Origin of the sequence: Providencia rettgeri, assembly GCF_041075285.1 — a bacterium.
GTDB lineage: Bacteria > Pseudomonadota > Gammaproteobacteria > Enterobacterales > Enterobacteriaceae > Providencia > Providencia rettgeri_G.
Genome location: NZ_CP163512.1, coordinates 2,488,500 through 2,510,515, shown reverse-complemented (window position 1 = coordinate 2,510,515; position 22,016 = coordinate 2,488,500). Strand labels below are relative to the sequence as shown.

The following is a 22,016-nucleotide window of genomic DNA, read 5'->3' as shown; positions in this document are numbered from 1 at the left end:
AGAGGATAAGCGCTAAGAAAGCGCATAAGAGAATCAGGAAACAATACATTTTGCCTAAGCCTAAATAGAAGAGCATTAATTTCGATTGAATGCTTTGGTTTCTTGCATCTTAGATTTGTACTATTTGATAACAAATAGGTAAATAACAGCATGAATAGACTAAAAAAGTGGTCTAAAGAGCTTATTGTTTTGGCGATTATTTTATTTGTTGCCTTCACAGTCATGGACCTGTGGCGCAAGCCACAAACCCTTGCGCCTGTACTATTAGAACAACACACTTTGGCCAATGGTGAATCCGTTTCATTGGCAGAATTAAGCAGAGAAAAACCCATATTGGTTTACTTTTGGGCGACATGGTGTGGGGTATGCAATTTAACATCGCCAACGGTATCCGATTTAAGCCAGTCGGGTATGCCGATTATCTCGGTTGCAATACGCTCAGGTGAAACCCCGCGTTTAATTAATGGCATGGTAAAGAAAGATCTCAACTTTCCAGTTATTAATGACATTAGCGGGCAGCTTTCCAACGCTGTCGGGGTTAGTGCAACGCCAACATTTATGGTGATTGATAACGGGGAATTAGTCAGCTTTACTTCGGGTTGGACCAGCTCTTACGGCTTAAAAATGCGCATGTGGCTGGCATCATTCTAATATTTCCATCGTCCCCTTTAGATTGAAAAAGGGGATTTTTCTGTCTATAAGTTTAATTTACCGTTGTGCTAAACTCATTCGGCTATATAAATAATAAAATTAGGTGGATGGAATGTTTATGTTTAGAAAAGTGGTTGGTTTATTTTTAGGTGTGGTATTAATCGCCGGATGTTCCCCTGATGTTGAAGAGAAAAAACCAGTTGAACAACCCTCAGCAACGACGGCAAACTCAGAATTACAACAGCGTTATGACGAAATTAAAGCGAATTCAACGGAAGAAAAAATCAATGCGTTTAATGCTAAAGGTGACGATGATCCGACCTTATTGCGCGATGTTTTCCTGTCTGAAATGGCAAAATCACTACCGATGTTGATTGATGATGTGACGCTATTAACGGAGGTCACCGCCAAAAATGGGATGTTGTTTTACCAGTACACCATTAAAGGTATCCCAGATAAGGTGTTGGAAGGTGAAAGTTGGCAGCAAAATATGCGTGAGATCTTAGATAAAAACTATTGTGGTAAAGATGCAGGGATGAAAATGCTGCATGAAATGTTCCCTGAAGGGATCACGCACAATTATCATAAATCAGATAAATTGGTTTTCACCTACATTGTGACCCCTGCTATTTGTCACTAGGGTTGGCTATTATGCCTGATAATGGCGACTTATCAGGCCTGTTGGCGGTTAAAACTCTAAATTGCGAATAAAGCGATAATCTGCCGATTGCGGTTTTAAGCGGTATAAATTAGCCGGTCGGCCACGTTCATGACGTTTTTCCCCCGTATCAATCAATAAATCGGCTTGCTCTAGACGACGTCTAAAAGACTTATTTTGCAAGGGCTTACCAATCAATACTTCATGCACATGTTGCAATTCTGCTAAGGTAAACACATCGGGTAGGGCAAAACCTGGCACAATTGAATACAGGGATTTTTGTGTTAAACGCTCTCTAGCTTGTTGGTAAAGTTCAAGATGATCAAATGCGAGGGATAATTGCTCAATGTCATCAATCGCTACCCATTTGACGGAGTCCACTGTTTCAATATGGGGTTCGCAGGCTTGGTAAGCAATCAATGCGGTGTAGCACACAGTTACAGACCAACCCCGTGGATCCCGTTGGTGGTTTCCCACTGTACAAAGCTGTTCAATATAAGGTGGGATCACCCCTGTTTTTTCTTTTAACTTACGTAAAACAGCATCTTCGATGGTTTGATCATTTTGCTCATCAATAAACCCTCCCGGTAATCCCCATTTCCCTTTTTCTGGAAAATTAGCCCGTTCAACGAGCAAGACCTTCAATGTATTTTCATGGTAAGTAAACAAAACCGCATCGACAGTGAGTAAAGGTGATAAATAATCTTTTCTGTCATAGTTAGCAAGAAATTCTTTTTCATTCATAGTGTTATCACTCAAAGCCAAAGATGGTATGTAAAGCTAAATCATACACGCAAAAATATTTATTGTCATTAAGACATTTAATCCTTGACTTGTTTGTGTCTATAGGACAATAATTAATTAAAGTCATAAAGACAATAATGAGGGTTACAAAATGATAAACTTTAAATATTTCAAAGCAGATCCATCTACATTTGTTATTCAATCAGTGAATGGAAAAGTGCGTAAACAAGGTAAAGGGCTCAGTTTTTGGTATAACGCAGACAAAACATCGATTGCGGCTTTACCACTCAATGCCCAAGAGGCACCGTTTATATTTAATCTGCAAACGGCTGATTTCCAGAGTTTACGTGTACAAGGGCAGATTTCATTTCAGGTAGTCGCTGCTGAAAAAACAGCGGATGTTTTAAATTTCAACCTAACTAAGGACGGAAAAGGTTACGCATCCGAAGATCCGCTTAAACTGAGCGATAGGGTGGTGCGTGCGGCTCAAACGATCATCCAAGCTAAGATACAGAGCACTTCTTTGCGAGATGCATTATTGATTAGCCAATCATTGGTGACATTAGTCTGTAAGCAACTTGCAGAACAACCCGCAATAGAATCATTGGGCATCGCTATCTTAGATGTTTCTATTGCGGCAATTGCGCCTTCACCTGAAACCCTCAAAGCGTTAGAAGCACAAGCGCGAGAGTCTATTTTGAAAGAAGCCGACGACGCTATCTATGCCAGACGTAAGTTTTCTGTCGAGCAAGAAAGGACTATCAAAGAAGCTGAGCTAGAAACTGACTTATCCGTACAAGCCAAAGAGCAGCAAATTGAAGAGGCTAGTCTTGATAATGAACGTAAATTGTTACGTGAACGTGCAGAGATCAAGCAAGAAGAATTGACGGCACAGGTAAGTGCAGAAGCAAAACGTAATGAGCTGGTGGCACTTAGCGTAGAAAATCAACGGATCCAATCCGATGCAGATGCCTATGCGATTGAATCTAAAATGAAAGCCTACAGCCAATTACCAGTGGAAAACTTAAAAGCACTTGCGTTGGCGAAAATGGGACCAGAGCAATTGATGGCAATGGCATTTGAATCATTGGCGCAAAATGCAGGGAAAATTGGTGAGCTAAACATTTCCCCTGATTTATTCGGCCAACTAATGAAGAAAGGAGTGAAATCATGAATAAGATGGATGATGCCCGATTCATTCTAGTGATGCGTAAAACGCGTTTACAAGAACTGATTGAACGCTTCAATACTTGGCCACAGGCAAAGTTTTATTTGGAACACAACCATGTAGAAGTCGATGATTACCTGAATGAACATGATTTGTATCAGCGGCAATTAGTTCAAGCTGAATCAATCTTGAAGGCGTTAGGTCGATTTCAATTATTGGAAAGAAAATTATTACCAAGCTATCAATTTTCTAAGCAGGACATTATCGTCGTGATTGGCCAAGATGGCTTAGTGGCTAATACGTTAAAGTATTTAAAAGGGCAGCCCGTTATTGCGATTAACCCCGATCCAGCAAGGTGGGATGGTAAATTACTGCCATTTGAAATTGGCCAGTTACAAGAGGTGGTAATGAAAACAATGAAAGGTCAGGTTGAACAAAAATCAGTGACCTTTGCGCAGGCAACAACCAATGATGGGCAGTCATTACTGGCGGTTAATGACTTATTTATTGGACCTAAAAGTCATACCTCCGCGCGTTATTTGTTAAATTGGCAAGGGGAACAAGAGCTTCAGTCTTCTTCGGGGATCATTATATCGACAGGGCTAGGCTCAACTGGGTGGTTTCAATCTATCTTAGCGGGAGCACAAGCTATTACAGGAACAACTTCACATCCGCTTTCAAATGGATTCGGTTGGGGAGAAAGCAAATTACAGTTTAGTGTTAGAGAACCATTTTTAAGTAAAACGACGGGCACTAAATGGGTATTTGGCACAATAGAGCCTCAGTCACCTTTAGCACTAGAGTCCTTAATGCCAGATAATGGCGTAATTTTTTCCGATGGCATCGAAGATGATTTTTTACAGTTTAATGCGGGCTGTATTGTGACTGTAAAAATTGCTGACTTACAAGGGCAGCTCATTGGTTAGTGTAACACCCGCCTCAATAAAGTTGATTGTGTTATTGAGGCGGGCTGATCATGACTATTTCCGGCGTCTATTCATCGCAAAGCCTAGCACGCCAAAGACCACAACAACCCCCCACATCGGATAATTACTCCAACGTGCATAAGGTGTTAAGCCTGTCGTTGGTGTCACTTCAGTAGCCAGTGTGGCAGTTTTGAATTGCGCAAGCATATCTTGTATCGCGCCATCAGCACTGATCACGGCCGTGATGCCATTATTGGTAGAACGTAATAGTGGGCGACCCAATTCTAAAGCGCGCATCCGTGCCATCTGGAAGTGCTGCCATGGGCCAATGGACTGCCCAAACCATGCATCATTTGAAACGGTAAGTAAGTAGTCGCTATCAGGTTTAAAGTTATCTCTGACTTGTGTACCTAAAATAATCTCATAGCAAATGGCCGCAGTCAGATGAATATTGCCAACCGCTAACTGAGCTTGTTGGTAATCACCACGGCTAAAGCCTGACATCGGCAAATTAAAGAATGGCGCGATTGGTCGCAGTAAGTCTTCTAAAGGGACATATTCACCAAATGGGACTAAATGGTGTTTGTTATAACGGTTTTTAGATGGGTATAAATACGGTTTTTTATCCCCTAACACAATGATTGTATTATAGAAAGTGTATTCACCATCCATCGGTCTGGCATCCACAATCCCTGTAATTAATTGGGTGTTGGACTGCGCTAATAATTGGTCGAGAGACTTAAGCCACGTTTGGTTATCAAGTTCAACGGAAGGCACCGCAGACTCAGGCCAAATAATCAAAGAGGCTTTACCGATATAAGGGCGAGAAAGCGCCATATAGGTATCTTTGGTTTTTTGTAAAAAACTGGCTTCCCATTTCATCGATTGGGGAATATTGCCTTGAACCAGCGCCACTTGCATCTTTTTGCTCTCAAGAGGGGTGAACCACTGTATATTTTTGGCAACTAATGGGGCAAAAGTTAAAACAGCTGCAACCGCCAGCGCAATAAAGCTACGGCGTAGGATAGCGAGTACTAACAGACCACTGATGCTAAACAATAGCAACGTAATCATTTCCACTCCAAATACGGGAGCGAGTGCTTTCATCGGTCCATCAATTTGGCTATACCCAAATTGCAGCCATGGGAACCCAGTGAGTATCCAGCCGCGAAGAAACTCGGTGACTTGCCAGAGGGCTGGGGCGACGAAAACTAAGCGCCAAATATTGGTTTTAGGGGCGAGTTTAGCCAGTAAAGCGCCAAATAGCCCTGTATAAAGGGAAAGGTAAGCCGCTAATAATATAACAATAAAGACATTTACTGGTCCCGGCATTCCACCGAAATCAGCAATGCTGACATAGACCCAATTAACTCCGCTGCCAAATAGACCAAATCCCCAAGCAAACCCGATAGCAAAAGACTGTTTTACACGGCGTTCTAGGGTGAGTAATTGGAGAAATAAAATCGAAAGTAGTGCGGCTGGCCAGATGTCAAAAGGCGAAAAAGCCAGTGTTCCACTGGCTCCGAACAATAAAGCCAGCAGCAACCGCAGCCACTGACTTTGATATATCGACATTGAGTTCATTAAGTCTGTTCTTCTTCCAAAGTAGGAACTGGCGCATCGTCTGGAATTTTCACGTGAAGCAGCAGAATTCGACGACTGTCTGCCATAGCAACTTTAAACTGATAGTTATCTATTGTGATGGTTTCACCACGGGAAGGCAAATGGCCAAAGGCCTGCATCACCAGTCCACCAAGCGTATCGACTTCATCATCACTAAAATGGGTATTGAAAGCCTCATTGAAATCTTCTATCTGTGTCAGTGCACGGACAGAATAGGAGTGACGACTCAATTGGCGAATATTGACATCATCTTGATCGTCGTATTCATCTTCAATTTCACCCACAATCAATTCTAAAATATCTTCGATGGTCACAAGACCTGAAACGCCACCAAATTCATCGATAACGATAGCCATATGATAACGTTGGGAACGGAACTCTTTGAGTAATCGGTCTACACGTTTACTTTCAGGAACAACAACCGCTTGGCGCAAGACCTTATCAATACTAAAAGGCTCTGCATCTGTGCGCATAAATGGCAGTAAATCCTTCGCCATCAGCAGTCCTTCGATATGATCTTTATCTTCGCTGATAACAGGGAAGCGGGAGTGAGCAGAGTCAATAATGACATCCAAACACTCATCAAGGGTTTGGTTACGTTTTAAGGTAACAATTTGGGAACGCGGGATCATAATGTCACGTACACGCTGATCCGCGATATCCATAACCCCTTCAAGCATTTCACGGGTATCAGGATCGATTAAATCGTTTTGTTCAGAGTCGCGAATTAATTCGACTAAATCATCACGATTTTTAGGTTCACCATGAAAAAGGTGATTTAACAGTGCAAAGAACCCTTTCTTAGGACCTGGGTTATCGTTACTCGAAGAGTTATCGTCGCTCATGGCGGTTAATTTTTTTTTCCTCAAAAAATACTCGTCATACTTCGAACCGCAGCGTTGTTGGCTGCACTCGGCTACCCGAATCACATACTAGTGTATGCTCATCGGGATATCCTCGCTGGCCGCCTAGCTGCAATCCGAATTATTTAGAGTATTTAATAGACGTTACTCATCATATATCGAACCGCAGCGTTGTTGGCTGCACTCGGCTACCCGAATCACATACTAGTGTATGCTCATCGGGATATCCTCGCTGGCCGCCTAGCTGCAATCCGAATTATTTAGAGTATTAGATAGTCGTTACTCATCATATATCGAACCGCAGCGTTGTTGGCTGGTTTTAGCTATCTCGTTAAGCAAAAGAGTTAGCAGATAAAGTATTTAGAGCTTAGTTAATAAAAACAGCTTACTTCATTCTTTTTTAGCATAAAACTGACGGTTTATCTGCAAAATAACCGTCAGTTTTTTGTAAAATAATGCTTTTTCTGTAAAAGACGCTTAAAAAATTATAGTTAAGTCACTCTTTTTCTGCAAGATAAGGGTCTTCATAGCCCAGTTCTGCCAAAATTTCAGTTTCTAAACCTTCCATTTCCTCAGCTTCATCATCTTCAATATGATCATAACCTAATAAATGCAAGCAACCGTGAACCACCATATGTGCCCAATGTTCTTCAGCACTTTTTTGCTGTTCGATAGCTTCTTGTTCAACGACTTGGCGGCAAATAATTAGGTCCCCGAGCAGGGGAAGCTCAATTTCAGGTGGAGCTTCAAAAGGAAAAGATAACACATTGGTTGGTTTATCTTTTCCACGATAAGTCAGGTTTAAATGGTGACTTTCCGCTTCGTCAACAATACGAATAGTGACTTCGCTTTGCGCTTGAAATTTGGGTAACACGGCAGCTAACCAGCGCTCGAATAGTGCTTCAGAAGGCAAACCTTCAGGTTTTTCACACGCAATTTGTAAATCGAGAATGACGTCACTCATTTATTGGTTTTCCTGCTTTTCCAGCTCTTTTTGCTGTTCTTTTTCTTCACGTAATTGTTGACGACGTTTATTATCTTGCTCTTCCCACGCTTCGTAGGCCATAACCACTTTGGCAACGACAGGGTGGCGAACCACGTCTTCACTGTGGAAAAAATTAAAGCTCAAGTCATCCACGCCAGAGAGTACTTCAATCGCATGGCGCAAGCCTGATTTACTGCCTCGCGGTAAGTCAACTTGGGTAATATCCCCTGTAACGACCGCTTTGGAGTTAAAACCAATCCGCGTCAAAAACATTTTCATCTGCTCAATGGTGGTGTTTTGGCTTTCATCTAAAATAATAAACGCATCATTTAAAGTCCGGCCACGCATATACGCCAGTGGTGCGACTTCAATAACATTGCGCTCAATCAGTTTTTCAACCTTTTCAAAGCCTAACATCTCAAACAGCGCATCATAAAGCGGGCGCAAATAAGGGTCGACTTTCTGGCTTAAATCCCCAGGTAAAAAACCTAGTTTTTCTCCTGCTTCAACGGCTGGGCGTGTGAGCAAAATGCGGCGAACTTCTTGACGTTCTAAGGCATCGACGGCAGCGGCTACGGCTAAATAGGTTTTCCCTGTTCCCGCCGGACCAATCCCAAATGTAATATCATGATCTAAAATATTAGCAATGTACTGCGCTTGATTTGGCGTACGAGGCTTTATCACACCACGTTTGGTTTTGATATTGACGGCTTTGCCATAGTCAGGAACGCTTTCGGCCGATTGCTCTAAAACGCGACTATCAAGAATGGCTAAGTGAATATTCTCAGGATCGATATCAGGAATGACACCGCGCACAGGCGCGGTATCGACATACAGTTGACGCAAAATTTTGCTCGCCGCTTGAACATTAAGCGGTTTACCCGATAGTTTAAAACGGTTATCACGGCGATTAATTTCGATAGCAAGGCGGCGTTCTAGCTGCTTGATATTATCGTCAAATGGCCCGCAGAGGCTCATTAAACGCTGGTTATCTGCGGGTTCTAGAAAGATTTCTTGAGTTGCGATTTGCAAATTTTTTGTCTCAGTCACTGAATATCCTATGGTTACGGCTTAGGGTTGAAAACTGCCAACACCTAGCTCATCTTCTTTACGGGTACGTGCAATAACAGACTCGGGTGATTCATGAACGCGAAGACCCATTTGATCCTCTGTACGAATGACTTTACCACGTAATGAATTGGTATAGACATCCACAATCTCAACATCCACAAATTTGCCGATCATATCCGGTGTGCCTTCAAAGTTCACAACACGGTTATTCTCAGTGCGCCCAGACAGTTCCATAATGTTTTTACGCGACGTCCCTTCAACTAAGATGCGTTGAACGGTCCCCAGCATTTGACGGCTGAAATTTAAAGCCTGCTGATTAATACGCTGTTGCAGTAAGTATAGACGCTGTTTTTTCTCATCTTCAGTAACGTCATCAGGTAAATCGGCCGCTGGCGTGCCTGGACGTGCGGAATAGACAAAGCTATAACTCATGTCAAAGTTAACATCTGCAATCAACTTCATCGTTTTTTCAAAATCATCGGTGGTTTCACCAGGGAAACCAACAATAAAGTCAGAGCTGATGAGAATACCCGGGCGAGCTTCGCGCAGTTTGCGAATAATTGCTTTGTATTCAAGAGCCGTATGAGCACGTTTCATCATAGTGAGAATGCGGTCTGAACCACTTTGCACAGGCAGGTGCAAGAAGCTGACTAATTCAGGCGTATCACGATAAACATCAATAATATCGTCGGTAAATTCAATAGGGTGGCTAGTGGTGAAACGCACGCGGTCAATACCATCAATCGCAGCGACTAATCGCAGTAACTCCGCAAATGAACAAATTTCACCATCAAAGGTTTCACCGCGATAAGCGTTAACGTTTTGACCCAGTAAGTTAACTTCTCGTACACCTTGTGCGGCCAACTGTGCGATTTCAAATAAGATATCGTCACATGGGCGACTAACTTCTTCACCACGGGTGTATGGCACCACACAGAAAGTGCAGTATTTATTACACCCTTCCATAATAGAAACAAAAGCAGTAGGCCCTTCTGCCCGTGGTTCTGGTAAGCGGTCAAACTTCTCAATTTCAGGGAAGCTGATATCGATAACAGGGCTGCGAGTACCTTGCACTTGGTTGATCATCTCCGGAAGGCGGTGCAATGTCTGTGGACCAAAGACAATGTCAACACTTGGTGCACGTTGGCGGATAAAATCCCCTTCTTGAGATGCAACACAGCCGCCAACACCAATAATGATGTTAGGGTTTTTGTCTTTAAAAAACTTCCAACGCCCAAGCTGGTGGAAGACTTTTTCTTGAGCCTTTTCCCGAATCGAACAGGTGTTAAGCAGAAGTAAATCTGCTTCTTCAGCAATTTCAGTTAGCTGATAACCGTGGGTGCTTTCTAATAAAGAGACCATTTTGGATGAGTCATACTCATTCATTTGGCAGCCCCAAGTTTTAATGTATAACTTTTTATTCGTCGACATGTCGTATATCCGGTGTTTTCGAAGCGGCTAGTGTAATGGACCCCGAAACGCGTTGTAAATCCAAAGTCCTACCCTCTTTTGGGAACTCGTCTGCATTTTGATTAAGGACATCATTGTATGATGGGATAAATGCAAAGATAGCGAGAAATAATATCACTACTTGAAATTTAAGGGCAGGCATTTGCCTATTGTTTTAAAAATTAGGACGTATTGTATTCATTTGGGGGCTCAGTGGCTAGGGGCTGTTTATCTTTGACGGTCGATTTTTATTCGAATTAAAGCCATTTTAGGCAAGGCGAGGGGTTCGCCGCCGTGTGAACTCGGCAAGGCAGTATTAACTGGGTGAAACGTGCGTTAATCGAACCCATAGAGCAGTGTTTAAGCAGCATACTGTATTCAAATAAGAATTAGTCAGCAGGATTAACACATTTATCCATTTTCTAGTTTTTTAACCTTTTTTAGCGTTAAAAATCAGCAGTACAGGTAAACAGCCCCTCGCGTTCAAATGGAGATATTGTCTGCGAGGGCAATAAATTTTCGGTACAATATGGCAATCAATTCGTAAATAGTGGCCAAAATGATGAATAAACAAATCGAATCTTATGATGTTGTCGTAGTTGGCGCGGGTATGACTGGCGCAGCGGCGGCATTGGGCTTCGCCCAAGAAGGGATGAAGGTGGCTTTGCTTGAAAAGGCACAACCCGCACCATTTGAGCCACACAGTCATCCAGACGTCCGTATTTCGGCTATCAGCCGAGCTTCCGTTGAATTATTAAAGCAACTTGGTGCATGGCAACATGTTGAAGCGATGCGCTGTGCTCCTTATCGTCAATTAGAAACCTGGGAAGAACCTGATAGCAATGTGGTGTTTGATGCCCAAAGCCTTGGTTTACCTGAGCTCGGTTTTATGGTTGAAAATCGGGTATTACAGCTTGCTTTATGGCAAGAGTGCGAGAAGTACAGCAATTTAACACGAGTTTGTCCGGCAAACTTAGTGAATTTATATCAGCCCAAAAACCAAAAAGAATGGCAATTAACTCTTGATGATAATCGTCTTTTGGAAGCAAAACTGGTTGTGGGCGCAGATGGCGCAAACTCTCAGGTCCGCAAAATGGCAGGGATTGGCAGTCGTGGTTGGCAGTATCGCCAATCGTGCATGCTGATTACTATTAAAACCGAACAACCTCAACAAGATAAAACCTGGCAGAAATTTTTCCCATCGGGACCTCGGGCATTTTTGCCGTTATACGATAATTGGGCTTCATTAGTCTGGTATGACAGTCCAGCTAAGATTAGGCGTTTACAAGGCATGTCAATGGAACAACTCACAGGGGCGATTTCAGAAGCGTTTCCTGAGCGTCTCGGTAAGGTCACTGCAATTGCATCGGGGGCTTTTCCATTAACACGCCATCATGCGAATCGTTATGTTATCGACGGTTTAGTGTTGATTGGGGATGCCGCACATACAATTAATCCGCTAGCAGGACAAGGGGTTAACTTAGGTTATCGTGATGTGGATAGTTTATTGAGTGTAGTAAGCTATGCACGTGAATACTTACAGCCATGGTATTCGATGGATGTACTAAAACGCTATGAACGTCGTCGTTTGCCCGATAACTTAGTGATGCAAGCTGGTATGGATGTGTTCTATATGGTCTTTAGCGAAAACCTACCGGGACTAAAAGTATTTAGAAACCTTGGGTTGATGGCGGCGCAAAGAGCGGGTGAAGCGAAAAAGCTGGCGTTAAAATATGCGCTAGGAATATAGGCTTACCGTAAATCATAAAAATAGGCCGCAGATTAGCGGCCTATTTGTTATCAATCCAAACGATTATTTATGATTTGTTAAATCAACAGGCTGGACGTTTTTAATCTCAGTATTGACGCTGTCATCTTCAGTGATCACTGAATCTAATGTTTCATTTTTTGCTGAGAATGCATGAGCCAGTTTTTCGGTATCTAACTCTTTTTCCCAACGTGCAACCACGATACATGCACATGCATTACCCACTAAGTTAGTTAATGCACGGCACTCAGACATAAAGCGATCAATCCCCAAAATTAAAGCCATACCAGCAACGGGAATGCTTGGTACAACCATCAGTGTTGCGGCTAAGGTAATGAAACCAGCACCTGTAACACCTGCCGCACCTTTTGAGCTGATCATCGCAACCAGCAGTAAAGAGATTTGCTCCCAAATAGTGAGCTCGATGTTAGTGGCTTGTGCGATAAACAGAGCCGCCATGGTCATATAAATGTTGGTACCATCAAGGTTAAATGAATACCCCGTTGGGATCACTAAGCCCACAACTGATTTTTCACACCCAGCATGTTCCATTTTTCTCATTAAGCTTGGCAGGGCCGCTTCAGAAGACGATGTCCCTAAAACCAACCAGAGCTCGTCCTTGATGTATTTTATCAATTCGATGATTGAGAAGCCGTTATATTTGGCTACCGCCCCTAATACTAAGATAACGAACAGTAAAGAGGTTATGTAGAACGTCATTATCAGCATCATTAAGTTACCGATAGATGAAATTCCATATTTACCAATGGTAAATGCCATGGCGCCGAATGCCCCGATCGGTGCGAGTTTCATCAGCATCGCAACCATTTTGAACACGGGCTCAGAGAAGTTTTGCAGTAACTTAACAATGGGTTCGCCATGCTTGCCCGTTGCTGCTAATGCTAATCCGAAAATAACAGCAATGAACAGAACTTGGAGAATGTTGCCATTGACCAGTGGGCTAATGACGGTATCAGGGATGATATTCATCAAGAAGCCAACAATGGACGATTCGTGGGCTTTGGCAACATAGCCAGCCACTTTAGAACTATCAAGAGTGGCAGGATCAATATTTAAACCATCACCCGGGCGAATGATGTTCGCAACGATGAGACCAATGATTAAAGCGATAGTAGAGAAGGTAATGAAGTACAACATTGCTTTGCCCGCAACGCTACCGACAGCCTTCATGTTTGACATACCCGAAATACCTGTTACTACGGTTAAGAAGATAACGGGTGCGATGATCATTTTAACGATTTTGATGAATGCATCACCAAGTGGTTTTAATGACTCTCCAATGTCTGGGTAAAAGTGGCCTAGCGCGATACCTAGGACGATGGCTACGATGACCTGAACATATAAGATTTTATATATTGGTTGCTTTATCATGTTTCGCATAAATTTTCTCTGTAAAAATGTTGCGTTTTGGCAATTTATAATTATTAGGTTTAAAACTTTTATTTGAGTTTTTGAGAACTAATTAATAGAACGGAAGATGGGAGTGAGTTTTTAAGTGGCTTAAGTGAATAAATCCTTTTAGCCACCAATCATACCTAACTACAATTCCAGCGCAGATTACCATCTTCAGTCGTTAAATAGGAATGATTAAAGTCACAAATTTAATATAAAAGTTATGTAAAAGTAAATTTTTTAGGCGAAATGTTGATTAGTTAACATTTAAACTGATTAAGTGGCTGTTTAATTAGTAATCTTAGGATTTAATAAACTAAAAAAGATAAAAAAGGACGTATTCCAACTGAAAATATGCATAATCATGCAAAAATTGACGTAAAAAATTGGGTTTAGTAACAAAAATGGTTTTATTACCTGTTTTTTTAGATTGAGCTGAATCTATCAAAAAAAGTGATAACTGAAATGGAGAAATTGACTTCTTTTTGCTTTGTTGAAGAGAGATAAGGATGGCTGGGGTACCAGGATTCGAACCTGGGAATGCCAGGATCAAAACCTGGTGCCTTACCGCTTGGCGATACCCCAACAACAAAAGAAATGGTAGCTACGACGGGATTCGAACCTGTGACCCCAACATTATGAGTGTTGTGCTCTAACCAACTGAGCTACATAGCCATTGTCTATTTCTTTGGAATGATTATTTGCAACAAGAGGGGGTAGTAGATGGCTGGGGTACCAGGATTCGAACCTGGGAATGCCAGGATCAAAACCTGGTGCCTTACCGCTTGGCGATACCCCATCCGGGAATTCTACTATTGAATGTTTTAAGATGGCTGGGGTACCAGGATTCGAACCTGGGAATGCCAGGATCAAAACCTGGTGCCTTACCGCTTGGCGATACCCCAATCTTAAATTCAACACTACCGAGAAGGAAAATGGTGCGGGAGACAAGACTTGAACTTGCACACCTTGCGGCGCCAGAACCTAAATCTGGTGCGTCTACCAATTTCGCCACTCCCGCAAATAAATGGTGGCTATGACGGGATTCGAACCTGTGACCCCAACATTATGAGTGTTGTGCTCTAACCAGCTGAGCTACATAGCCATCTTTTTTGCTTAACCTTCATCGGCGTTGCGGGGCGCATTATGCTAATTACAGACCCTACAGTCAACAGCTTTTTGCACTATTTTTCAGAAAATGCGTCTGTTTGTTTGTTGAATAATCATTTTGTCGATAAAGCCAGCAAAAAACAACCCTCAATTTGAAAAAAATCCTCTTTTGAGACTTTATCTGTTCAAAAAATAGCGGGAAAAAATAAATGTATTTTGTGGGAGTTGCCTTTGAAAGAAGCCGATATAATTTGAGAAAATACAAATAGATTTTAAATTGTACAATTTTTGGTGATAGTTATGGTGATAGGGAAGGCGTTTTTTTGTTGCGGAGTTTGTTAAAACAAAAAAGCAGACCTGAGTCTGCTTTTATAGAAGCCCTATTAATTATCAAACAATTTTTGCAGTAGTTCACCATTAAGCATTGCACGCTTCGTTAAGGCAAACGCCCCAATTGCCGAGTTATGGATTAATTGAGAGGTGACAATGGGTAAATTTTCACGGAAGCCTTTAAGTGCTTGGGTATCGATACAGCTTTGGATGGCGGGCAGTAAAATGTGTTCAGCCTCCGTGATATCCCCTGCAATCACGACTTTTTCTGGGTTGAATAAGTTAATCGCAATGGCAATCGCTTTACCAATTTGCCTACCAACGTGCTGAATCACCTCGGTGGCGAGTGGGTCGTTTTTATTTGCGGCTTGGCAAATAGACGAAATAGTGCAAGTTTCTGCTGTTAGCGTGCTGGAATAGCCTTGTTCTAAGCGTTGTTTAACACGCGCTTCAATGGCTTGATTAGAGGCAATGGTTTCTAAGCAGCCGAAATTACCGCAGTGGCACAGTTCCCCTAGCGGGTCGACTTGAATATGACCTATCTCCCCTAAATTACCGCGATGATTAAGTAAAATTTCTTTATTGATTACCAAACCTGCCCCAGCGCCTCGATGAATACGGACTAATAAAGAGTCTTCGCAATCCCGTGTTGCACCAAAATAGCTCTCCGCCAGCGCGAGGCTACGAATATCATGGCCGACATAGCAAGTGATATTAAAATGCGCTTGCAGATTATCAATGAGGTGCCAGTTATCGACTTTAATATGAGGCATATAAAAAATAATGCCGCGATTTGGATCCACTAAACCTGGCAGAATAATTGAGATGGCAATCAGTTCTTTGATACGACGATGGTTTTCCTCGATAAAACCTTCGAGTGCTTCAATCAGTTTCTGCTCGACGGCTTCTTGAGAAGGTTCTGAAATAGGGTAGTGGCCATCCACAATCATTTTTCCGCCTAAGTCGTATAATGCGATAGTGGCATCATATCGACCTAAACGGACCCCAATGGTATGGAAATTTTTATGTTCGGAGACAATTGAGATAGCTCGACGGCCCCCTGTGGAGGCCTGTTGGTCAACTTCTTTAATTAAACCGCGTTCGAGTAGCTGACGAGTGATCTTAGTGACGCTGGCGGGGGCTAGCTGGCTTTGCTCCGCTATTTGGATTCTTGATATCGGACCATGTTGGTCTATCAAGCTATAGACGACAGCACTATTGAGTTGTTTAACGAGGTCAATATTACCAATTTGCTTTAGCGAGTGTCTTTGATTCATTAGCTAGTTACTCATTTTGTAGACTTCCTTTCCGTTTACATAAGTCGCAAGAATAGTGAAGTCGTGGTTAAATGCGGTCAAATTCGCAATTTTACCCGGAGCTATTGACCCTAAACAGTCATCAACTCCGATGGCTCTTGCTGGATAGAGCGTTGCCATTCTAAGTGTTTCATCCAATGCGATACCGACATGTTCTACGCTGTTTCTGACTGCTTCAATCATCGTCAGTGACGAACCGCTGAGTGTGCCATTTTCATCAACACATAATCCATCACGATAGTATATGGTTTTACCTGCAAAGATAAAATGATCCATTTCACCAGTTTGAGGATCAATACCCGCTGGTGCTGTGGCATCTGTCACTAAAATTAATTTATCCCCTTTTAGGTGTTTACTGTTACGGATATTCGCCCATTGAACATGTAGACCATCCGCAATAATGCCCGCATAAACTTCAGGCGTGTCATAAATAGCTCCCACTAAACCAGGGCTACGACCTGAAATATAAGGCATCGCATTAAAAAGATGCGTTGAGAAACGAATACCGGCTTTAAAACCGCGCTTAGCTTCTTCGTACGTTGCATTTGAATGCCCCGCAGAAATCACAATGCCCGCCTCTTTTAATTGGCGAATATAATCAAGCTCTACCATTTCAGGTGCTAAGGTAAGTTTCGTGATAGCGTCAGCGTGAGAAGCTAAATAATCAATCATTTGTGCTGAAGGCTGGCGAATAAACTCTGGATTATGGGTCCCTTTTTTGATCACGTTAATGTAAGGACCTTCTAAATGCAGACCAAGTGCTTGGTGTTTGTGATCTTTTAAATACTCGGTCATGACTTCAATCCCATGTTTCATGAGATCATCAGAGCAAGTGATTAGCGTCGGTAGATAGCTAGTACAACCTGTGCGCTCATTGGCTTTTTGCATGATGTCTAAATTTTTTAGTGTGACGTTTTCTTTATTATCATTAAATTGAACACCACCACAGCCGTTAACTTGCAGATCAATAAAACCAGCAGAGAGAATTGCGCCTTGCAAATCGTGTTGCGGAATATTTGCAGGTAGTTCAGAGACAGGGCAAACCTCTTTGATGATTTCACCATCAACGATAACAGCATGGTTATCCAGTCTTTCATGGCCTGTATAAATAATGCAATGGGTTAGTGCATACATGGTTTTAACCTCCTGACCTCTGGGAAATGGGTCACCGACTGGCCGTCACCAGTCGGGTGATTGATAAATGTAATCTTAGTTAAACTGCTCAATAATTTCAGATTCTAACTGTTTGAAATATTTGAGTGTTTTGACTTTTAACTCGAGCGTTGCAGGTTCATCACACACAATCAGTGCTTTAGGGTGCATTTGCACACAACTTACAGTCCACATATGGTTAATTGAACCTTCTACCGCTGCGTGAACTGCATTGGCTTTATTCGCGCCTGTTGCCAAGACCATTAACTCTTCTGCATCCATTAATGTGGCGACACCTACAGTTAACGCAAATTTAGGGACTTGGTTAATATCGTTATCAAAAAAACGTGAATTTGCTTGGCGTGTTTCTGGGGTTAGCGTCTTAATGCGGGTGCGAGAGTTGAGAGAAGAACCCGGTTCATTGAATGCAATATGGCCATCATTACCTACGCCACCCATGAATAAATTAATTTTGCCATAAGATTTGATTTTATCTTCATAACGCTGACATTCCGCATCAACATCGGGGGCATTACCATTTAGTAAGTTGATGTTTTCAGGTTGAATATCAATATGGCTGAAGAAATTTTCATGCATAAATGTATGGTAGCTTTGTGGATGATCAGCAGGGATACCAATATATTCATCCATATTAAACGTCACCACATGTTTAAAGCTCACTTTACCTGCTTGATACAAAGCAATCAGAGCCTTATAGGTTGCAAGTGGTGTCCCACCTGTGGGTAAACCGAGAACGAAAGGACGGTCAGCGGTGGGGTTGAATGCGTTGATTTTATCGGCGATATACTGTGCGGACCAATTGCCGACATCATGCGCATTGTTTAATGGGATTAGCCTCATGTTTCAATTACCTCTAATAAGTCTGTGAAATCTTTCATATATATGTGTATCCCTGATGTTATTCATTAGATATAGGAATACTCGTTATACTACAAATTTATTACGCGTTGGTGTTGGTATACAGTGCCGTTTTAATGACGACGCTGCATTTTAAACGCGCTGAGAATATACAGGTTAATGGCCTAAATAAGTTATTTTTAATCATAAAATAAGTTTCCAATAATAGCTACTAATTTAGTCATAACATGAATGCTTTCGTTGACATTTATCACAGATTACGTCTATTTATTTTGCATCGCGAAACAATTAATCTAGACTATGAAATTGATACTCTCAATGACCTAAATTATGATTTAGGTGTGTGAACAAGAAGATCCCGTAAATGGGGCAAAAATAGGGCGATAAAGGGGGAGTTTGTGAATATTCTTAGCTACTTACAGCGGATTGGTAGAGCACTGATGGTGCCAGTTGCTGTACTACCAGCTGCAGCGATCCTAATGGGGATTGGCTATTGGATTGACCCAGATGGTTGGGGGGCTAATAGTGCAATCGCGGCGTTACTGATTAAATCCGGTGCGGCAATTATTGATAATATGTCCGTGCTATTTGCAATTGGTGTTGCGTATGGGATGTCTAAAGATAAGGATGGTGCTGCGGCACTGACCGGTTTCGTTGGCTTCTTAGTGGTGACAACACTGTGTTCTCCGGCTTCTTATTCCATGATCATGAATGTTCCTCTGGAATCTGTTCCTGCAGCATTCGGTAAAATCAGTAACCAGTTCGTGGGTATCTTAGTTGGGGTACTGTCTGCTGAATTGTACAACCGCTATAGTGGTGTTGAACTGCCAAAAGCGCTGTCCTTCTTCAGTGGTCGTCGCCTTGTGCCGATTTTAACGTCATTCCTGATGATCATCTTAGCCTTTGTACTGATGTACGTTTGGCCTGTGGTGTATAACGGTTTAGTTTCTTTCGGTGAAAGCATTAAAGATTTAGGTTCAGTGGGAGCGGGTATCTACGCGTTCTTCAACCGTTTATTAATTCCTGTTGGATTGCACCACGCACTGAATTCCGTGTTCTGGTTCGACGTTGCGGGTATTAACGATATTCCAAACTTCCTCGGTGGCGCAAAATCTATTGAAGCTGGCTTAGCAACAGTAGGTATTACGGGGCGTTACCAAGCAGGTTTCTTCCCGATTATGATGTTTGGCTTACCGGGTGCGGCATTGGCAATTTACCACTGTGCACGACCTGAAAATAAGGCCAAAGTAGCGGGGATCATGATTGCAGGGGCATTCGCTGCATTCTTCACTGGTATTACTGAACCGCTTGAATTCTCATTCATGTTTGTGGCGCCAATCCTGTACGTAATTCACGCATTATTAACCGGTATCTCGGTGTATATTGCGGCGACCATGGAATGGATTTCAGGTTTTGGTTTCAGCGCAGGTTTAGTGGATATGTTGTTGCAATCACGTAACCCATTAGCCGTTCAATGGTATATGTTGATTGTTCAAGGTTTAGTCTTCTTCTGTATTTACTATGTGATTTTCCGTTTCATGATCCGCAAATTTAACCTGTTAACACCAGGTCGTGAAGAAAGTGCGGGGGATGAAACGATTGATGGTTACGATGAAAGCCTCAGCCCAGTGCATAGTACAGATAGCGATATCCAAAAAGAAGCGCGTCAATATGTTTCTGCGGTAGGTGGTAGCGACAATATCGTTAGCATTGATGCTTGTATTACACGTTTACGCTTAACGGTAAAAGACACCGCAATTGTTAACGATGCGATGACCAAACGTCTTGGTGCTTCTGGTGTTATTCGCCTGAACAAACAAAATGTGCAAGTGATCGTGGGAACACGTGCTGAATTAGTTGCTAAAGCAATGGAAGACGTAATTGCGAAAGGGCCGATTGCAGGTACTGCCCCTGCTGCGGTTGCGGAAGAGAAAAAAGCGGCACAGCCTACGAAAGCAAAAGGCAATGTGATTTTATCTCTGGTTGCGCCAGTGAGTGGTCAAGTCTATTCCCTTGATGATGTGCCAGATGAAGCGTTCTCGAGCCGTATTGTGGGTGATGGTATTGCTATCAAACCAACGAGTAGCGAAGTGTTAGCACCAGCGTCAGGCACTGTGGTGAAAATTTTTGAAACTAACCACGCATTTTGCCTTGAAACTGAAAATGGTGTTGAGCTAATTGTTCATATGGGTATTGATACCGTTGCACTGAAAGGTGAAGGTTGTGCACGCTTAGTGGAAGAAGGTGCGGAAGTGACCGCGGGGACTCCAATTCTGAAATTAGATTTAGACTTCCTTGAAGCTAATGCTAAATCGATGATCAGCCCTGTTATCATCAGTAATATTGATGATTTCGCAGGCGTCGAAATTTTAGTTGACGGTGAAGTAAAAGCAGGCGAAACCGTTATTTATAATGTACTGAAATAATTCAGTTTAATATTATAAGTGAGTAATAGGGTGGCTTAGGCCACCCTCAGACTGCTGACAAACATAACATGTTTGGCGGCAGGTTGGATAGGTTATTGAAAATAAACAAGGAAAATCAATACATTGATTTTCGCCTGATAACACAAAGCGGGAAAAACCACGCTTTTTCCCGCTTTGTCAACAACCTCAGGGTGGCTTAGGCCACCCTTTTTTATGGGGTAAAATAAGGGAAAAATAATCATACTGTCGCCTACTACGGCATGGAAGACACCTTGCCGACCCTTATCCGACGGTATAATGAAGGTGAACGGTATTGTTGAATGAGTCATGTTGATAAAAAAATGAACTCAATTATACTAATAGTTAATAATAGTTGGTATATGGCGAGGTCTTAACAATGTCTACAAGTGTCGTTTTAAGTCCCTACTTTGAAGAGTTTATTCAGAATCAAATTAAAAGCGGGCGATATAATAATACAAGTGAAGTCATCCGTGCTGGACTTCGCGCGTTAGAAGAACAGGAAAATCAGTCGAAATTGGTCGCTCTACAAACGGCGATAATTGATGGTGTTAATAGTGGCGAAAGTAAGGATGCAAACACTGTATTTTCCCGGTTATCAAGCAAATATGCCCAATCGGTTGAAGGCAGTGACTCAAAATGAAACTGGCTATCTCACCATTGGCAGAACAAGATTTAGAAGCGATCGGTGACTGGATAGCAAAAGACAACCCCGTTCGTGCGCTAAGTTTTATTGAGGAGTTGTATCAAAAATGTCTACTCATTGCTGAGTCTCCTACTCTTTATATTGAAAGATCGGAGATTTTGCCTGGGTTGCGAAGCTGCGCTTACGGTCGGTATGTGCTGTTTTTCCGTGTATTAGATGCTGAAGTGCGCATCGAACTTATACTCCACGGCTCCAGAGACATTCCTGCACATTTTAGTTAGCAATTAACGGCCTGAAATTAAGCAGAGCGTTTTCACTCACCGACAACTCTCCAAGTTCTGTTGCTCATTCTTGGGGCAGTTCATCTTCCCAAGCTCGTCGATATTGAGTGTTATCTTATCTTTTTATGAATATTAAATAACAGCACTAGCAAAACAGGGGTGCCCAAATAAACATAAGCTATCGCATTATCATGATACACCTGCAAATTCTCTACGAAAGCACGCCAAACTGTAGTCGGCTCATTATTACCCATTACAGTGTAGCTGTATGTGAAGCTTGAGCTAAACCCGAAATCAAAGATGGCCAATCCCAAATAATATGAAAGGATCAGTATTATCGTCAAAAACCATCTTAAGAACGTTCTATTTATCATTTGTGCTACCTAACACGCCGTCACCCATTTCTCCTCCATCAAAACTTGTGAGCTAACCGCTTATTTTGGCTGACGATGTGGCAAATTCAAAAATTTGAATCATAGTCCCATTCACTACAATATATATCAGCTAATGTATGTTTGAACTGATATATAAAGATGCCG

The 22,016-nt window shown here is 42.2% G+C and carries 18 protein-coding genes and 6 tRNA genes; 8 read left to right on the top strand and 16 right to left on the bottom strand.

The window, feature by feature from the left end; genetic code table 11:
- The first annotated feature begins 150 nt into the window (after positions 1-150).
- Both AB6N04_RS11380 and AB6N04_RS11375 read left to right on the top strand, forming a co-directional pair.
- A complete protein-coding gene (locus AB6N04_RS11380) occupies positions 151-651 on the top strand; it encodes a protein disulfide oxidoreductase (protein WP_369308412.1) in 501 nt (166 codons plus the stop codon).
- 112 nt (positions 652-763) lie between these two features.
- On the top strand, positions 764-1,291 hold the full coding sequence (locus tag AB6N04_RS11375) for a protein K (RefSeq protein WP_369308411.1): 528 nt from the start codon (positions 764-766) through the stop codon (positions 1,289-1,291).
- A gap of 48 nt (positions 1,292-1,339) precedes the next feature.
- Here the strand turns inward: AB6N04_RS11375 and AB6N04_RS11370 are convergent, their stop codons facing one another.
- Positions 1,340-2,053, bottom strand: coding sequence for an NUDIX domain-containing protein (locus tag AB6N04_RS11370; RefSeq protein ID WP_369308410.1), 714 nt, complete (start codon positions 2,051-2,053; stop codon positions 1,340-1,342).
- Positions 2,054-2,204: 151 nt separating this feature from the next.
- On the opposite strand from AB6N04_RS11370, the gene AB6N04_RS11365 reads away from it, so the two are divergent.
- Together AB6N04_RS11365 and AB6N04_RS11360 are read left to right on the top strand one after the other, a co-directional pair.
- Positions 2,205-3,227 carry an SPFH domain-containing protein gene (locus tag AB6N04_RS11365; RefSeq protein WP_369308409.1) on the top strand — a complete coding sequence of 341 codons (1,023 nt, stop codon included), beginning with the start codon at positions 2,205-2,207 and terminating at the stop codon, positions 3,225-3,227.
- Entirely contained in the window at positions 3,224-4,147 is a 924-nt protein-coding gene (locus AB6N04_RS11360; protein ID WP_369308408.1) for a sugar kinase, read from the top strand. Before AB6N04_RS11365 ends, AB6N04_RS11360 begins: the two co-directional genes overlap by 4 nt.
- 54 nt (positions 4,148-4,201) lie before the next feature.
- On the opposite strand, the gene lnt is transcribed toward AB6N04_RS11360, so the two are convergent.
- The 5 genes from lnt to miaB form a co-directional block, all read right to left on the bottom strand.
- Positions 4,202-5,731 carry an apolipoprotein N-acyltransferase gene (gene lnt / locus AB6N04_RS11355; protein ID WP_369308407.1) on the bottom strand — a complete coding sequence of 510 codons (1,530 nt, stop codon included), beginning with the start codon at positions 5,729-5,731 and terminating at the stop codon, positions 4,202-4,204.
- Positions 5,731-6,615: a CNNM family magnesium/cobalt transport protein CorC gene (corC, locus tag AB6N04_RS11350; RefSeq protein ID WP_369312083.1), complete on the bottom strand. Its 885-nt coding sequence runs from the start codon at positions 6,613-6,615 to the stop codon at positions 5,731-5,733. Before corC ends, lnt begins: the two co-directional genes overlap by 1 nt.
- A gap of 514 nt (positions 6,616-7,129) precedes the next feature.
- On the bottom strand, positions 7,130-7,597 hold the full coding sequence (ybeY, locus tag AB6N04_RS11345) for an rRNA maturation RNase YbeY (RefSeq protein ID WP_369308406.1): 468 nt from the start codon (positions 7,595-7,597) through the stop codon (positions 7,130-7,132).
- On the bottom strand, positions 7,598-8,668 hold the full coding sequence (locus AB6N04_RS11340; protein WP_225819908.1) for a PhoH family protein: 1,071 nt from the start codon (positions 8,666-8,668) through the stop codon (positions 7,598-7,600). It lies immediately after the preceding gene.
- Between the two features lie 21 nt (positions 8,669-8,689).
- Positions 8,690-10,120, bottom strand: a complete 1,431-nt coding sequence (miaB, locus tag AB6N04_RS11335) for a tRNA (N6-isopentenyl adenosine(37)-C2)-methylthiotransferase MiaB (protein WP_369308405.1) — start codon at positions 10,118-10,120, stop codon at positions 8,690-8,692.
- A 580-nt stretch (positions 10,121-10,700) separates the two neighbouring features.
- Between miaB and ubiF the strand changes: the two genes are divergently transcribed.
- On the top strand, positions 10,701-11,888 hold the full coding sequence (ubiF, locus tag AB6N04_RS11330) for a 3-demethoxyubiquinol 3-hydroxylase (protein WP_369312081.1): 1,188 nt from the start codon (positions 10,701-10,703) through the stop codon (positions 11,886-11,888).
- A 63-nt stretch (positions 11,889-11,951) separates the two neighbouring features.
- Here ubiF and AB6N04_RS11325 read toward each other — a convergent pair whose 3' ends face one another.
- From AB6N04_RS11325 to nagB, 10 genes are all read right to left on the bottom strand, one after another.
- Positions 11,952-13,307 carry a dicarboxylate/amino acid:cation symporter gene (locus AB6N04_RS11325; protein ID WP_369308403.1) on the bottom strand — a complete coding sequence of 452 codons (1,356 nt, stop codon included), beginning with the start codon at positions 13,305-13,307 and terminating at the stop codon, positions 11,952-11,954.
- 522 nt (positions 13,308-13,829) lie between these two features.
- Positions 13,830-13,904, bottom strand: a tRNA-Gln gene (locus AB6N04_RS11320).
- 13 nt (positions 13,905-13,917) lie between these two features.
- Positions 13,918-13,994, bottom strand: a tRNA-Met gene (locus AB6N04_RS11315).
- Between the two features lie 49 nt (positions 13,995-14,043).
- Positions 14,044-14,118 (bottom strand) — tRNA-Gln (locus tag AB6N04_RS11310).
- A gap of 31 nt (positions 14,119-14,149) precedes the next feature.
- Positions 14,150-14,224 (bottom strand) — tRNA-Gln (locus AB6N04_RS11305).
- Between the two features lie 31 nt (positions 14,225-14,255).
- Positions 14,256-14,340: transfer RNA gene (locus AB6N04_RS11300), tRNA-Leu, on the bottom strand.
- A 7-nt stretch (positions 14,341-14,347) separates the two neighbouring features.
- Positions 14,348-14,424 (bottom strand) — tRNA-Met (locus AB6N04_RS11295).
- A 388-nt stretch (positions 14,425-14,812) separates the two neighbouring features.
- On the bottom strand, positions 14,813-16,036 hold the full coding sequence (locus AB6N04_RS11290) for an ROK family protein (protein ID WP_369308401.1): 1,224 nt from the start codon (positions 16,034-16,036) through the stop codon (positions 14,813-14,815).
- Positions 16,037-16,039: 3 nt separating this feature from the next.
- Positions 16,040-17,209, bottom strand: a complete 1,170-nt coding sequence (gene nagA / locus AB6N04_RS11285) for an N-acetylglucosamine-6-phosphate deacetylase (RefSeq protein ID WP_369308399.1) — start codon at positions 17,207-17,209, stop codon at positions 16,040-16,042.
- Positions 17,210-17,284: 75 nt separating this feature from the next.
- Positions 17,285-18,088, bottom strand: coding sequence for a glucosamine-6-phosphate deaminase (gene nagB, locus AB6N04_RS11280; RefSeq protein WP_369308397.1), 804 nt, complete (start codon positions 18,086-18,088; stop codon positions 17,285-17,287).
- 416 nt (positions 18,089-18,504) lie between these two features.
- Between nagB and nagE the strand changes: the two genes are divergently transcribed.
- From nagE to AB6N04_RS11265, 3 genes are all read left to right on the top strand, one after another.
- Positions 18,505-20,532 carry an N-acetylglucosamine-specific PTS transporter subunit IIBC gene (gene nagE, locus AB6N04_RS11275; protein WP_369308395.1) on the top strand — a complete coding sequence of 676 codons (2,028 nt, stop codon included), beginning with the start codon at positions 18,505-18,507 and terminating at the stop codon, positions 20,530-20,532.
- A 397-nt stretch (positions 20,533-20,929) separates the two neighbouring features.
- Positions 20,930-21,193, top strand: a complete 264-nt coding sequence (locus AB6N04_RS11270) for a type II toxin-antitoxin system ParD family antitoxin (protein WP_369308394.1) — start codon at positions 20,930-20,932, stop codon at positions 21,191-21,193.
- Entirely contained in the window at positions 21,190-21,477 is a 288-nt protein-coding gene (locus tag AB6N04_RS11265) for a type II toxin-antitoxin system RelE/ParE family toxin (protein WP_369308393.1), read from the top strand. Before AB6N04_RS11270 ends, AB6N04_RS11265 begins: the two co-directional genes overlap by 4 nt.
- Positions 21,478-22,016: the final 539 nt, after the last annotated feature.

Excerpts from the sequence above, each read along its gene's own strand:
- corC (WP_369312083.1), bottom strand. The coding sequence starts at position 6,615 with ATGAGCGACGATAACTCTTCGAGTAACGATAACCCAGGTCCTAAGAAA.
- lnt (WP_369308407.1), bottom strand. The coding sequence starts at position 5,731 with ATGAACTCAATGTCGATATATCAAAGTCAGTGGCTGCGGTTGCTGCTG.
- miaB (WP_369308405.1), bottom strand. The coding sequence starts at position 10,120 with ATGTCGACGAATAAAAAGTTATACATTAAAACTTGGGGCTGCCAAATG.
- AB6N04_RS11325 (WP_369308403.1), bottom strand. The coding sequence starts at position 13,307 with ATGCGAAACATGATAAAGCAACCAATATATAAAATCTTATATGTTCAG.
- AB6N04_RS11375 (WP_369308411.1), top strand. The coding sequence starts at position 764 with ATGTTTATGTTTAGAAAAGTGGTTGGTTTATTTTTAGGTGTGGTATTA.
- nagA (WP_369308399.1), bottom strand. The coding sequence starts at position 17,209 with ATGTATGCACTAACCCATTGCATTATTTATACAGGCCATGAAAGACTG.
- AB6N04_RS11265 (WP_369308393.1), top strand. The coding sequence starts at position 21,190 with ATGAAACTGGCTATCTCACCATTGGCAGAACAAGATTTAGAAGCGATC.
- nagB (WP_369308397.1), bottom strand. The coding sequence starts at position 18,088 with ATGAGGCTAATCCCATTAAACAATGCGCATGATGTCGGCAATTGGTCC.
- ubiF (WP_369312081.1), top strand. The coding sequence starts at position 10,701 with ATGAATAAACAAATCGAATCTTATGATGTTGTCGTAGTTGGCGCGGGT.
- AB6N04_RS11270 (WP_369308394.1), top strand. The coding sequence starts at position 20,930 with ATGTCTACAAGTGTCGTTTTAAGTCCCTACTTTGAAGAGTTTATTCAG.
- AB6N04_RS11380 (WP_369308412.1), top strand. The coding sequence starts at position 151 with ATGAATAGACTAAAAAAGTGGTCTAAAGAGCTTATTGTTTTGGCGATT.
- ybeY (WP_369308406.1), bottom strand. The coding sequence starts at position 7,597 with ATGAGTGACGTCATTCTCGATTTACAAATTGCGTGTGAAAAACCTGAA.
- AB6N04_RS11370 (WP_369308410.1), bottom strand. The coding sequence starts at position 2,053 with ATGAATGAAAAAGAATTTCTTGCTAACTATGACAGAAAAGATTATTTA.
- AB6N04_RS11290 (WP_369308401.1), bottom strand. The coding sequence starts at position 16,036 with ATGAATCAAAGACACTCGCTAAAGCAAATTGGTAATATTGACCTCGTT.
- AB6N04_RS11365 (WP_369308409.1), top strand. The coding sequence starts at position 2,205 with ATGATAAACTTTAAATATTTCAAAGCAGATCCATCTACATTTGTTATT.
- AB6N04_RS11360 (WP_369308408.1), top strand. The coding sequence starts at position 3,224 with ATGAATAAGATGGATGATGCCCGATTCATTCTAGTGATGCGTAAAACG.